The 13,023-nt window shown below is 61.6% G+C and carries 12 protein-coding genes; 5 read left to right on the forward strand and 7 right to left on the reverse strand.

From position 1 onward, the window contains the following. Window positions 1-19: 19 nt before the first annotated feature. The gene (locus EQV97_RS27250) at window positions 20-1,777 is read left to right on the forward strand and encodes a FimV/HubP family polar landmark protein (protein ID WP_240890437.1); all 1,758 of its coding nucleotides are present in this window, start codon (window positions 20-22) and stop codon (window positions 1,775-1,777) included. A gap of 115 nt (window positions 1,778-1,892) precedes the next feature. Here EQV97_RS27250 and EQV97_RS27255 read toward each other — a convergent pair whose 3' ends face one another. Next, window positions 1,893-4,082, reverse strand: a complete 2,190-nt coding sequence (locus EQV97_RS27255; RefSeq protein ID WP_240890438.1) for a patatin-like phospholipase family protein — start codon at window positions 4,080-4,082, stop codon at window positions 1,893-1,895. A gap of 71 nt (window positions 4,083-4,153) precedes the next feature. On the opposite strand from EQV97_RS27255, the gene EQV97_RS27260 reads away from it, so the two are divergent. Next, window positions 4,154-4,441 (forward strand): SelT/SelW/SelH family protein, encoded by a 288-nt coding sequence (locus tag EQV97_RS27260; RefSeq protein WP_045058847.1) that lies wholly within the window; start codon window positions 4,154-4,156, stop codon window positions 4,439-4,441. On the opposite strand, the gene EQV97_RS27265 is transcribed toward EQV97_RS27260, so the two are convergent. Together EQV97_RS27265 and EQV97_RS27270 are read right to left on the reverse strand one after the other, a co-directional pair. Then, entirely contained in the window at window positions 4,435-5,328 is an 894-nt protein-coding gene (locus EQV97_RS27265; protein WP_122837906.1) for a DMT family transporter, read from the reverse strand. The two genes, EQV97_RS27260 and EQV97_RS27265, sit on opposite strands and share 7 nt — an antisense overlap. 108 nt (window positions 5,329-5,436) lie before the next feature. Beyond that, the gene (locus EQV97_RS27270; RefSeq protein ID WP_122837907.1) at window positions 5,437-6,201 is read right to left on the reverse strand and encodes a helix-turn-helix domain-containing protein; all 765 of its coding nucleotides are present in this window, start codon (window positions 6,199-6,201) and stop codon (window positions 5,437-5,439) included. A gap of 135 nt (window positions 6,202-6,336) precedes the next feature. Here EQV97_RS27270 and EQV97_RS27275 point away from each other — a divergent pair, with 135 nt between their 5' ends. Next, window positions 6,337-7,152: a UDP-2,3-diacylglucosamine diphosphatase gene (locus EQV97_RS27275; protein ID WP_122837908.1), complete on the forward strand. Its 816-nt coding sequence runs from the start codon at window positions 6,337-6,339 to the stop codon at window positions 7,150-7,152. Window positions 7,153-7,254: 102 nt separating this feature from the next. Here the strand turns inward: EQV97_RS27275 and EQV97_RS27280 are convergent, their stop codons facing one another. After that, a complete protein-coding gene (locus tag EQV97_RS27280) occupies window positions 7,255-7,845 on the reverse strand; it encodes an HD domain-containing protein (RefSeq protein WP_122837909.1) in 591 nt (196 codons plus the stop codon). A gap of 27 nt (window positions 7,846-7,872) precedes the next feature. Continuing rightward, the gene (locus tag EQV97_RS27285; RefSeq protein ID WP_122837910.1) at window positions 7,873-8,184 is read right to left on the reverse strand and encodes a DUF962 domain-containing protein; all 312 of its coding nucleotides are present in this window, start codon (window positions 8,182-8,184) and stop codon (window positions 7,873-7,875) included. Between the two features lie 161 nt (window positions 8,185-8,345). Here EQV97_RS27285 and EQV97_RS27290 point away from each other — a divergent pair, with 161 nt between their 5' ends. Then, window positions 8,346-9,407: an AraC family transcriptional regulator gene (locus EQV97_RS27290; RefSeq protein ID WP_122837911.1), complete on the forward strand. Its 1,062-nt coding sequence runs from the start codon at window positions 8,346-8,348 to the stop codon at window positions 9,405-9,407. Here EQV97_RS27290 and EQV97_RS27295 read toward each other — a convergent pair. Continuing rightward, window positions 9,364-10,818 carry a TrkH family potassium uptake protein gene (locus EQV97_RS27295; RefSeq protein ID WP_122837912.1) on the reverse strand — a complete coding sequence of 485 codons (1,455 nt, stop codon included), beginning with the start codon at window positions 10,816-10,818 and terminating at the stop codon, window positions 9,364-9,366. The genes EQV97_RS27290 and EQV97_RS27295 overlap by 44 nt on opposite strands. 121 nt (window positions 10,819-10,939) lie before the next feature. Between EQV97_RS27295 and EQV97_RS27300 the strand changes: the two genes are divergently transcribed. Continuing rightward, window positions 10,940-11,506, forward strand: a complete 567-nt coding sequence (locus EQV97_RS27300; protein ID WP_240890439.1) for an NAD(P)H nitroreductase — start codon at window positions 10,940-10,942, stop codon at window positions 11,504-11,506. Between the two features lie 96 nt (window positions 11,507-11,602). Here the strand turns inward: EQV97_RS27300 and EQV97_RS27305 are convergent, their stop codons facing one another. Next, window positions 11,603-12,943: a HAMP domain-containing sensor histidine kinase gene (locus EQV97_RS27305; RefSeq protein ID WP_122837914.1), complete on the reverse strand. Its 1,341-nt coding sequence runs from the start codon at window positions 12,941-12,943 to the stop codon at window positions 11,603-11,605. Window positions 12,944-13,023 lie beyond the last annotated feature (80 nt).

A 13,023-nucleotide genomic window follows, 5' to 3' on the forward strand; every position in this document is an offset into this window, starting at 1 on the left:
GGTTATCTAAGGGATGCTCATGCTTGAGAGTTTGCACGTTGTCTTGCGGTGTGGCACCAGGCTGCTGCTGGTGGGTGGCGCTGTGTGTTACTCGGCATTGGCGCCTGCGCTGGGGTTGGGTGAAATCACCCTGCATTCTGCGCTGAATCAGCCGTTGCGGGCAGACATCGCGCTGGTGGACGCGGCGGGGCTCGAAGAGGGCGACCTGTCGGTCAATCTTGCCACGGCGGACGAATTCAGCCGCGCGGGTGTTGAACGTGTGTTTTTTCTCAACGACCTGAAGTTCACCCCAATCCTCAAGGGCAATCGCAGCCTGATCCGGGTGAGCTCCAATAAAGCGGTCAATGAACCCTTCCTGAATTTCCTGGTGCAGCTCAATCAGCCCAATGGGCGGGTGCTGCGCGAATACACGGTGTTGATCGATCCTCCTGGCGCGCCGGGTGTTGTTCCGGTGGTCGATGAACCCGCCGCCACTTCGCCAAATTCTCCGTTTCCTGCAGTCAAGCCTGCGGCAGCCACGCCAGTGCCAGCGCCGAAAAAAGCTGCTGCGCCCAAGGCCGAGGCTGTTGCCCCGGTCGCGGAAATTGACCCCGCTGCAGAGCAGTTGGCCGCCAGCGTTCTGCAAAACCAGCAACTGCAAGCGACCATCACTGAGCTGAATGCGCGGCTGCAGACACAGGACGAACAGATTGCCGCCCACAAGAAGCAGGTGATCGAACTGCAAACCCGGTTGGCCGAAGTGCAACAGGCACCGCCCGCGGCACCTGTTGCCGTGGCACCGCCGGTGGTCGCCGTTGAACAGCCTGATGCCAGTCAATGGCCAATGATTATCGGCGTTCTGGCCTTGGCGGTCCTGGTACTCCTGGGTTTGTTCATGCGGCGCCAGCGCCAACGCCAACAGGCGGATGAGGTGGCGCAGGAGGCTCCGGTGCCTGCTTCCCGGCCTGAGTCGGTGGCTGATGATCATTCAGGAATGCAGGCACCGCTGGCCAAATCGGCGGCGGATCACCTAGAGGATGCGCCGTCGGGCGACGTGCTTGAGGGCGTGGGTATCTACATGGCCTATGGCCGGTTTTCCGAGGCTGCCGGTTTGCTGCGCGAGGCGCTGGCCAAAGAGCCACAGCGCACTGATCTGGCCGTGCAACTGCTGGAAGTACTCGGCAAACAGGGCGACGTGGCGGCCTATGACGCCCAGGAAACCCAGCTGCGCGACTCAGGATTTGACCCGCAGACCCTGCAGGACATTCGCAGCCGACACCCGAAAATGCACAACGTGGCGTCGCTGGCTGCTGCGCCGGTTGTCGCTTCAGTGATCGCCGCAGCGCCCGTTGTTGCCCAGGGCGATGAGTTCCAGTTGAATCTGGATGACCTGTCGATGGACGCCAATTGGGACCTGATCAGCCCCTTCGACAGCGCTCCGCCGCCACCCGCACTTCCAGAAGAGCCGGCGTTTCACTCCAATCTCCACATCTTGCCCGAGGTGTTCGAAATGCCCGAGGAGCCTTCACTGGGCGAACCCGAGCTGGAGTGGGATGCGCCTGCGGATTCCCAGGGGTTGGATGACGATTTCCTCGCCGAATTCGGTGACCCGGACTCATCGCTGGAAATTGAGCCCTTCAGTCTTGAACCGGACAACGCCGGCAAACTGGAACAGGCTCAGACCTGTATTGATGACGGCGACCTGGACAGCGCGATTGAGCTGCTCAACGAGCTGCTCAAGGATGCCGATGAACCTCTCAAGCAGACCGCGCGGAGTTTGTTGGCTGGCATTCGCTGATAGTGCATGTGTCGTTATCAATGTGGGAGTGAGCCTGCTTGCGATAGCGGTGAGTCAGTCGACATAAATAGCGACTGACCAGCCGCAATCGCGAGCAGGCTCCCTCCCACAGGCTTCAGAATGTTTGCCCCAGGTTCAGGTACACGGCCTGCTCATCGGCATCGTTAAAGCCGTAACTGAAGTTCAGCGGCCCCAAGGGCGTGTCGAAGCCGATGAATACGCTGGCGGCATTGATGTAGCCACTGTCGAATTCATTGTCGTTGTTCCACGCCCGACCTCGCTCCAGTGACCCACCGGCATACAGCGGAAAATCCAGCGGCAGGTAAGAGCGCGGTGTCAGGCGTCGATAGTAGACGGCGCGCATCAGGCTGATGTTCTGCCCGGAAATCGCATCCTCCCTGAAACCCGATAACTGCCGTGCTCCGCCGAGCAGGAAGCTGGAAGTCACCACATTGGCGTCGTTGAGCGTGCGCCCGTAGCGGCCGCCGAGAATGAAGGTGTCCGGGCCGTGGCTAAGGGCCTTGTCCAGCGCGACTTCCCATTGTCGATAGCGATTGTCCGAGCCCAGGCCGGGTTCGTACTGCCGCAAGGCCAGGCCGAAGTCTTCGCCTTCATGGGGGAAGTAGACGTTATCCAGTGAATCGAACGAGTACTTCACTTCATAAAACCCTTCGTTGAAGCTTTCGCTGGGCAGGTCCTGGTCGCCAATACGTACGTCTGCCTTGCCCCAGGCTTCGCCAACACCCAGGCGCACTTCGCCGCTGTTGCCGATCTGGCGGCCTACGTTCAGGCCAAAGCCGTAGCGCTCAACCCGGTATTGGGCGATCGGATCGTCGTCCAGGGTAGCTTCGACGTTCTGCGCGTCAAAGGCGGCGTAGGGCGCAATGAAATATCGCGATCCGACATCCAGTGGCTGGTAGAACTCGCTGTACAGTTCCTGGCGGTCGCCGATCTGCGCGCGGGTCAACCATTCGGCACCCAGGCGGTTGATGCCGTTGACGCGGTAACTGGCGCCCAGGTTGAACGCACTGTCGCCGCGCATATCGTCCGAGAGGTTCAAGCCCAGCCTCAGGTAATCCGTGCCGCTGCGCTTGCCGCGGGCAGTGATGATCAGAGTGTGGCTAGTGCCCTTGTGGGCGACTCGGTATCGCACCTGCTCGAAGTAGTCCAGGCCATACAAGGTGCCCATATCGGTTTGCAGGCGCCCCAGGTCCAGTGGTTGACCAATGTGCTGGCGAATATAGTACCGAATGACATCATCGCCGACTTTGGAGTCATTCTCGACCTTGATTGCGGTGATGATCGGCGTGCGCTCACTGGGCTCACGGGCGGCGCTCAGCTCGGGATCCAGCGGCTGCGACGGCTTGAGCTGCGCCAGGCGTGCATCGAGAATCCTGGTTGCGCGATAGCCTGCCTCGATCATTTCTTCGGCACGACCGAAGTCGGTCACCCCAAAACTCGCCAGTGACGGCTGGATCAGGATGTCGTCCGGGTGCAAGGCGGCGAGCTGTTCTTCGGAGTTGCGGCGGGTCATCAAGGTGATCGACTGGTTCAGCACGTCGACCACGGTGGTCAGTTGCTTGCTGTTGCGCAGGGGCGTGCCGATGTCGACCACGATCGCCACGTCAACCCCCATTTCCCTGGCGACATCCAGCGGGATGTTATCGGTCATGCCGCCGTCCACCAGCAGGCGCCCATCCAGTTCGACAGGGGCGAACACCGCCGGGATCGACATGCTGGCGCGAATCACCTGAGGCAGGTGACCCTTGCGAAACACCACCTTCTCACCACTGGCAATGTCGGTGGCGACTGCGCGGAAGGGTATGGGCAGCTTGTCAAAGTCCCGGGTATCGCTGGCATGGGCCAGCAGGCTTTCCAGCATCAGGGCAAGGTTCTGGCCCTGGATGACCCCGAGCGGCAAGCCGAGGCTGCCGTCGTCGCGAAAACTGAGTTTCTGCTTCACCAGGAAGTCGCGATCATCCTGCTTGCGCCGGAACGGCACGTCGGCTCTGGGCGGCGCATCCGACAGGGCCTGCTGCCAATCGATGTTGAGGGCGAGCTTTTCCAGCTCATCGATCTTGTACCCGGATGCGTATAACCCGCCCACCACCGCACCCATGCTGGTGCCGGCGATGGCATCGATCTGGATGCCTTGCTCCTCCAGCGCCTTGAGCACACCAATGTGCGCCAAGCCCCGGGCTGCGCCACCGGACAGCACCAGGCCGACTTTTGGTCGGGGAGGCTCGGCGGCCTGGACGATCATGGGCAGCAAGCAAAGCAGCAGGCAGGACAGTAGATGGCGCATCATGAATCTCGGGACCAGCGGAAAAGGTCGCTATTATAGCGGCGCCCCTCGCCTCTGGAGTCTCGTCAATCATGCCTGCCAGCAAACCGGAAATTGTCATCACCTATTGCACCCAGTGCCAGTGGTTGCTGCGCGCAGCCTGGCTGGCCCAGGAACTGCTCAGTACCTTTGGTGACGACCTGGGCAAAGTGTCGCTGGTGCCCGGCACGGGTGGGGTGTTCCATATTTTTTGTGATGGCGTGCAGCTTTGGGAGCGCAAGAGTGACGGCGGTTTTCCCGAGGCCAAGGTGTTGAAACAGCGGGTTCGGGATCAGATTGATCCTGACCGCGACCTCGGTCACAACGACCGCACTCAGTGAGAGGCAGCCTCTGCAACAACGGTTTTCTTGTCTGACCCGCCGGCAAGACGGCTGGAGACCACAATCGCCACGATGATCAACGCGCCGCCGAGCAGCATGCGTAGCGTGGGATTTTCGTTGAACAGCAGCCAGGCCATGGTGATGCCGTACACCGGTTCCATGGCGAAAACCACTGCGGCGGTGCGAGCCTTGATCACCGCCAGGCTGGCGACGAACAGGCTGTGAGCGACACCGGTGCAGAAGATTCCGAGCAGGCTGATCCACAGCCAGTCCAGGGCGCGCACTTCGCTCAATTGCGGTGCGGCCACCGGCAGCAGGCACAGCGCGACCACCACGTTCTGGCACAGCGCGGCCTGCACCGGCGGAATCCGTGAGGAACTGGCGCGGTTGGTCAACGACAACAAAGCGAAGAGCAAACCCGAACCCACTGCCCACAAAAGGCCGGTGGTGGCGCCGCTGGCGAGGTCGAAATCAGGTGTGACCAGCACCAGCCCAATACTCACCAGCACCACCAGGAGAATTTCGTTGGCGCGAATTCGCTCGCGGAAGATCAGGCCTTCGAGGATCACGGTAAAAGCCGGGAAACTGGCGAATCCCAACGTCGCAATCGCCACGCCGGCGACCTTCACCGCGATGAAAAAGCTCACCCAGTGCCCGGCCAGCAGCACGCCGCTGAGTAACAATCGGCGCCAATCCACGGCTTCGAGAGGTTGCCAGCGGGTGGCACTGGCGAACCGCGCAAACACCGCCAGGGCGAGCACCGCGAACGCCGCGCGGCCAAAAACGATCACGGCCGGGGAGGCTGCCGCGAGTTTGCCGAACACGCCGGTCAGGCCGAACATCAGTGCACCAATGTGCAGGGCGCCAAGGGCGGTACGGGGAGTCATTGCAGATCCTTGATCATGAGTGAGCACGGCCGATACACGAACCGTAGGAGCAGCCTTCGGCAGCTCCTACAGTAGACCGTGGGGAAGCCGTATGCGTCTGTCGCGAGACTAGCGTCTTTTGTCGCCGCCCTCGCGTCGCAGTTTTCCCGGAGAAGCGCCGAACTCGCGCAACACTGCTGCGGCGAACGCACTTTGCGAGCTGTAGCCGACCCGGCTGGCGATTTCGCCGATGGGCAGCACGGTGTCGCGCAACAGCTCGACAGCCCGGTGCAGGCGGCGGCTGCGGATGTAATCCATCGGCGTCTGCCCGCATTCGGCGACGAAGCGGGCATGCAGGCGGGCGCTGGACAAGTCGGCGATGCGGGCGAGGTCAGCGACCTGCAGGGGATAGGCCGCGTGCTGGTCGATGTGCGCATTCAACGCCGCGTAGGGCAGGCGACGCCCCCCCATGACCTCGGGTTTGACGTTATTGAGACTGGCCAGCAACAGCACGGCACCTTGTTGCGCAATCAGCGGGTCGTCGACCTGGCTGCCCGCCAGCCAGCTCACCAATTGGCTCTGCCCGGCATCGAGGGGCAGGCGTGCAGCGCTGTCGAGCAGGCGTCGGCTGGCGTCGGCATGCTCACCCAGGGACTGCATCACCCATTGATCGCTCGGTATATCCAGCACCAGGCAACGGCTGCCATTGGCACTGTTGCAGGCGTGATGAAAACCGGAAGGCACCACCACAAAACTCTGCTGGATCACCTGGCTGCCATGCCCGCCCACCTCGAAATCCAGCGCACCCGACAACCCGAACACCAACTGCGCATGGTCGTGGCTGTGGATGATCAGGTCCTTGGTGTACTGGCGGAGCGTGAGGATCGGTCTCATCGCAGGTCTCCCGGGCAAGGTGGGCATTCTACACCGCGTTGGCCGCCCGGCGTTGTCACAGGACTGACGCGTCATTGTCATGGGCGATTCACCCGCCCGGCGCACAGTTGTCCAAACCATCGTGGAGCGTTGCTAATGACCAGTGCCGAGCTCGCCAGACCCGGTCGCAAGCAGCGGGTGCGGACCTTGTGGATTTCCGACGTGCATCTGGGCACCCGGGACTGCCAGGCCGAGCACCTGAGCACATTTCTCAAGGGTTACCACGCAGACAAGGTCTACCTGGTCGGCGACATCATCGATGGCTGGAAGCTGCGTAGCGGCATGTACTGGCCCCAGGCGCACACCAACGTCATTCGCCGCCTGCTGACCATGAGCAAGCGCGGCACCGAGGTGATCTACGTGACGGGCAACCACGATGAATTCCTGCGCCGTTACTCGAAGTTGATCCTGGGCAATATCCAGTTGGTCGACGAGGCGGTGCACGTCACGGCGGATGGCCGGCATCTACTGGTGATCCACGGCGACCAGTTTGATGTGATCACCCGCTACCACCGCTGGCTGGCGTTTCTCGGGGACTCGGCCTACGAATTTACCCTGACGCTCAACCGCTGGCTGAATCACTGGCGCGCCCGCTATGGATATGGGTACTGGTCGCTGTCGGCCTACCTCAAGCACAAGGTGAAAACCGCAGTCAGCTTTATCAGTGATTTCGAGGAGGCTATCGCCCACGAGTGCGTGAAGCGCGAGTTGCACGGCGTAGTGTGCGGGCACATTCACCATGCCGAAATCCGCCGGGTGGGCGGCGTGGATTACCTGAACTGCGGGGATTGGGTGGAGTCGTGCACGGCGCTGATAGAGCACTGGGACGGCTCGATCGAGTTGTATCGATTGGCGGACGCACAGGCGCGCAAAGAGCAGATGACGGCGCAGAAGGTGGGTGAGCCTGCCTGAGATCAAAAGATCAAAAGATCGCAGCCTTCGGCAGCTCCTACGGTGGGACGCAGGTGGAGGAGCTGCCGAAGGCTCGGGCCGCGATCGGACGATCTTTTGATTCTAGGCTGGTGAGTGCTCCTGCATCGCCGCCTTGTAGATCGAGTTCTTCGGCTGCGCAAACAGGCGCTCCATCATCGGCTCGAAGAAGCTCAGCGGCAGCGTTTCGTAGGCGGGGTCAAACGCCGCCGCATCATATTTGGCACAGAACTCAATGGTCGCCTGGTACTGCGGATGACCACTGAATTGCTCGCGCAGATGCCGATCCATACCCAAGTGATGAAAAAAGTAGTAACCCTGGAAAATCCCGTGCTTTTCCACCATCCACAAATTCTCGGCGCTGACGAATGGCTTGAGGATCGCCGCAGCAATGTCCGGATGATTGTAGGAGCCCAGCGTATCGCCAATGTCATGCAACAGCGCACACACCACATACTCTTCATCACGGCCGTCGCGCCAGGCACGTGTTGCGGTTTGCAGGGAGTGGGTCAGGCGATCCACGGGAAAACCACCGAAGTCACCCTCGAGCAACGTCAGGTGGGACACGATCCGCTTTGGTAACTGCCTGGCGTAGGCGCTGAAGTCGGCAGCGATGATTGCCCAGTCTTCCTGGGTGCCGTCTTGCATGTGGGTGAAGCGGGCATTGGCATTCATCGACTGTCCTCGAGTAGCGGGAGATTCCTAGAACGGCACGCGACCCAGGATCATGTCGCGGTACATGACAAAATCGCCGAGCAGGCTGTAAAACGGATGCTGGAAGGTCGCGGGACGATTTTTCTCGAAAAAGAAATGCCCGGCCCAGGCGAAGCTGTAACCGGCCAGGGGCAGGCACAACAGTAATAGCCAGGCGCCTTTGCCGATGGCCATGGCCAGAATGAAAATAACCAGGGTGGTGCCAATGAAGTGCAATCGTCGGCAAGTACTGTCGCTGTGCTCGCTGAGGTAATACGGGTAGAACTCGGCGAAGCTGTTGAAACGTTTGATGTTTTCCACGACAACGGTCTCTGTGGTTATTGTTCTGGCGCCAAGTTGTTCTGCGGGTAGCCTATTTAAGTCTAGAGTGATCATTGGCATCAGCCAGTGACAATAGGCGCCACTTTAGTATCCTTCGGTAAACCTGCGGCCGTAGACGGCTCACCAAGACAGTAAACGCCATGAGCGAAAGAACGACTTCTGCAAGCTGGGCGATGGGGATTGTCAAGGCACTGGAAATGGACGGCCTGGATTGTCGGGTCCTGTTCAGGCAGCTAGGGCTGGACTACGCGGCCCTGACCGACCCGGACGGGCGCTTTACCCAGGACTCCATGACACGACTGTGGCAACGCGCGGTCGAGCTGTCGGGTAACCCGGCGATCGGCCTGAACATGGGCAAAGTGGTGCGGCCGGCATCCTTTCATGTGGCGGGCTACGCCTTGATGTCGAGCCAGACCCTGGTTGAAGGTTTTCAGCGGTTGGTGCGTTATCAACGGATCATCGCCGAAAGTGCCGACCTGAGTTTCCGCCTGCTGGACGAGGGTTATGCGCTGATCCTGACGGTGCATGGCGACCATCTGCCGCCGACCCGGCAAAGCGCCGAGGCTTCCCTGGCCTGCGCCCTGGGGCTGTGCAACTGGCTGACCGGGCGAACCCTGCAACCCCGCAAGGTGATGTTCCAGGGTGAGCACCCCGTCAACCTTGAGCCCTACACCCAAACATTCCACGCCCCACTGGTATTCAGCGCGCCCTATGACGCGCTGATTTTCGAGCGCGCCGACATGGAGGCGCCGCTGCCTACGGCCAATGAAGCGATGGCGGCGTTGCATGACCGGTTTGCCGGCGAGTACCTGGCGCGGTTTTCCGAAAGTCGTGTGACCCACAAGGCGCGTCAGGTGTTGTGCCGGCTGCTGCCGCAGGGTGAACCCAAGCGCGACACCGTGGCGCAGACGCTGCACCTGTCGCAGCGCACCTTGCAGCGCCGGTTACAGGAAGAGGGCACCAGTTTCCAGGCCTTGCTCGACGATACTCGCCGCGAGATGGCCGAGCAGTACCTGGCCCAGCCCAGCATGACCCTGCTGGAAATTGCCTACCTGTTGGGTTTCGCCGACCCCAGCAACTTTTTCCGCGCGTTCCGCCGCTGGTTTGACGCCACGCCGGGAGAGTACCGGGCACGGTTGACGGGCACGCCTGGGCCGGTCAGTGACGCCAAAATGCCGGAATACACAACACAAACACCGTGATGATCTCCAGTCGGCCCAGCAACATGCCGAACGACAGGATCCACTTGGCGGCGTCGGGCAGCGTCGCGAAGTTGCCCGCCGGGCCAATGGTCTCACCCAGCCCCGGGCCGACGCCGGATACGGTACTGGCTGCGCCTGTCAGCGCGGTCATCCAGTCCACTCCCAGCAGCGAAAGCAGCAGGGCGATGACGCAGATGGTGATGGCAAAGAAGAATGAGAAGGTCAGGATCGACCGCACGATCTCTTCGTCGAGCCGGTGTCCGTTGTACTTCTGCTTGATCACTGCGCGCGGGTGAATCAATTGGTTAAGGTTGGCCTTGAGCAGGATATAGGCGACCTGAAAGCGAAAGATCTTGATCCCGCCAGCGGTCGAGCCTGAGCAACCACCGACAAAACCCAGGTAGAAAAACAGCATCAGCGAGAAATTGCCCCACAGGCTGTAGTCCCCCAGGGCAAATCCGGTCGTGGTGACCACCGAGGTCACGTTCAGCGCCACGTGGCGCAGAGCGTCCAGCCAGTGCAGCTGGGTGGTCCACCAGTACCAGGTGCCTAGCACCAGCCAGGTCACCAGCAACATCCCGAGCAGACCCTGAACCTGCTGATCCTTGATCAATGCCCGCCGGTTGCCGCGCAGGGTCGCCACGTACAAGGTGAATGGCAGGCTGCCGAGGATCATGATGACGATCGCCACCCAATGCACAGCGGGCTGTGTCCACTTGGCCAGGGACAGGTCGGAGGTCGAGAAGCCCCCGGTGGAAATGGCCGACATCGCATGGTTGATGGCATCGAAGGGGCTCATCCCGGCCCACCAGAAGGCCAGGCTGCCGAGGATGGTGATGCCGACATAGGCTGCAACAATAAGACGCGCCACCATGTGCGAGCGGGGCATGACTTTTTCGGAGCGGTCCGAGGATTCGGTCTGGAACAGGCGCATGCCACCGATGCGCAGCAACGGCAGGATCGCCACTGCCATGCCGATAAAGCCGATGCCGCCGATCCAGTGCAGCAACGAGCGCCACATCAGGATCCCGGGTGACATCTTGTCCAGGCCGTTGAGCACTGTCGACCCGGTGGCGGTGATGCCGGACATGCTTTCAAAGAATGAGTCGGTGTAGCTGATGTGCTGGGTCAGCAGGAACGGCAGCGCGGCGAATATGCACACCACCAACCAGCTGCTGACGGTCAGCAGGTACATGTCCCGCGGGCGCAGGTGTATGTGTTCGGGGCGACCGGGGATGACCAGCGCCAGGCCGGCGACGAAGGTGATCATGCTGGCCCAGAGGAACGACGGCAGGTCGCTGGTGCGGTCGAAAATCACCAGCGTGGCCATGGGCACGACCATGGCGATGGCCAGGGTGATCAGAAAGATGCCGATGATGAAACCAATGATCCGTAAGGTCGGCAACGCCATGAAGTCCGCTCGGGCTGAATAGGGAAGGGCGCCATTCTACCTGCGGGGCAGGGCATGTAAACCGGCATCCCTGCGGCAGTTACCGCTAGAATAGCCAAACATTTTTCATTGGAGGTGGCCGATGCAGGCTCTCGACGCTTTGCTCAACCGTGTTTCCGTTCCCCGACTGCTCGACCCGGCACCGACCGTCGAGCAGCGTGAGGCCCTGTTCGCCGCAGCCATGCGCGCACCGGACCACGGTCATTTGCAGCCTTGGCGGTTTCTGACCGTCGAGGGTGCTGCACGGGAGCAGATGGGCGAGCTGCTGGCTGAAGCGGCGAAGCTGCAGGACGGCGAAGTGTCTGAAGCCGCGGTGGACAAGGCGCGCAACGGGCCGCTGCGGGCACCGCTGGTGGTCGTGGTGATCGCGCGATTGCAGGAACACGTGAAGTATCCGAAATCCGAGCAGCTGCTGGCTGCGGGTTGCGCGGCCCATGGCATCCTGCTGGCCGCCTATGCCCAAGGGATTGGCGCGGTGTGGCGCACCGGCGACCTGGCGTATTCGCCCCACGTGGCCAAGGGCTTGGGTCTGGCGGAGGGGGAGGAGGTCATTGCGTTTCTCTACCTGGGGACGCCGCAGAAAGAACCGCGGGTGGCGGAGAAAGTGAACCTTGATGAGTTCGTCAGTGCCTGGCCGGGCAAGCGCTGAACATCGACAGATCGCAGCCCCGTTTCAAAGACGGCGCGTTCTGTAGGCGCTGTCGAGTGAAACGAGGCTGCGATCTTTCCGACAACACCGCTATCGCTACGGCTGGACCACGGCCCCTGGCACCAACGGCAATTCGAGACTGGCAATGAACCCGCCTTGCGGATGATTGCTTAGCGCCAGACTCCCGCCATGCCGCTCCGCCGCTCGGCGCGCAATCGCCAGACCCAGGCCATGCCCCGCGGCAGTCTGGCCGGGCGCCCGATAAAACGGTTCTCCCAGCTGACTCAGATGCGCGGCCTCCACGCCGGGGCCGTGATCACGCACGCTGATCACAATCCGCTCACCCTGCCGGGTCGCCCGCATTTCTATCGATTGCCCGGGCGGATTGAACCGTTGGGCGTTGCGCAGCAGATTATCCACCGCACGTTCAATCATCGTTGGCCAGCCCTTGAGGCTGAGCGCCGAGTCGATCTCCAGGTTTACGGGCTGTTCCGGCGAGCTCAGCTGGGCATCTTTTTGCAGGGTTTGCAGCAGCGCATGCAGATCAACGTCTTCGGCGCTGGCATTGTCGGCATCGACCCGCGCCAGGACCAGGATTTCGCTGATCAGCGCCTCCAGACGGTCGCACTCGCGGGTCAGGCGCGGCCAGAGTTTCTGCCGTTCTTCCGGGTTGGCCCGCTCGGCCAGCGCCAGGGCGATACGCAGTCGGGCGAGGGGCGAGCGCAGTTCGTGGGACACATCGCGCAGCAATTGCCGCTGGCTGCCGATCAGGCTTTGCAGGCGCGCGCCCATGCGGTTGAAATCATTGGCCAGTACGCCGAATTCGTCGCGGCGATTGGCCAGTTTGACCAGGCTGTTCTGTTGGTAGGTGGTTTGCCCCAGGTCATGCACGGCCCCGCGTAGCCGGCTGAGCGGGCGGGTGATCGACAGGGTCACGAACAGGCTGAACAGGGTGAGTACCACCAGCGCGATGCCTAGCGCACTTAAAGGCCACAGCAGGCTTTCGCGGTGCCAGGAGTCGAGTTCCGGGTGCGGGATGCGGTAGATCAGCAAGTAGGTGTTGCCGGTTTTTTCGCTGGTGTACTCGTCGGTCAGGCGCCGCCATGGCAGGCGTCGATCACCGTCGTTCTGGCGTGCTTCGAACGCTGCGGCGCGGCGCGGGAAGGTGCCGCGAACCACCGGGTCGCCGCTCTCGTTAAGCACCTGGACGTCGATGTGGTATTGGCGTTTGCGCTGTTCAAGGATGTCTTGCGCGGCTTCTTCGCCCTGGGCTTCGAAGGTTTGCGTCCACTGTTCGGCCAGGGTATTGAGGCCCGGGTGGCGGCTGAGGATCCATGCGTCCTGGTTGAGCATGTGCCCCAGCAGTATGGAAAGCCCTGCAACCAGAGCGATGGCCAGCCAGAAGCTGGCCAGGATACGCCAGAACAGTGAACGCACAGAAAGTCCTCAGCAGACACGAATTAATACTGTAGGAGCGAGCTTGCTCGCGAAAAACGCAGGTACGACGTGGGCTGTCT

This window comes from Pseudomonas sp. TMW22090, from assembly GCF_022496665.1.
In the GTDB taxonomy this organism is placed as follows: Bacteria; Pseudomonadota; Gammaproteobacteria; order Pseudomonadales; family Pseudomonadaceae; genus Aquipseudomonas; species Aquipseudomonas gregormendelii.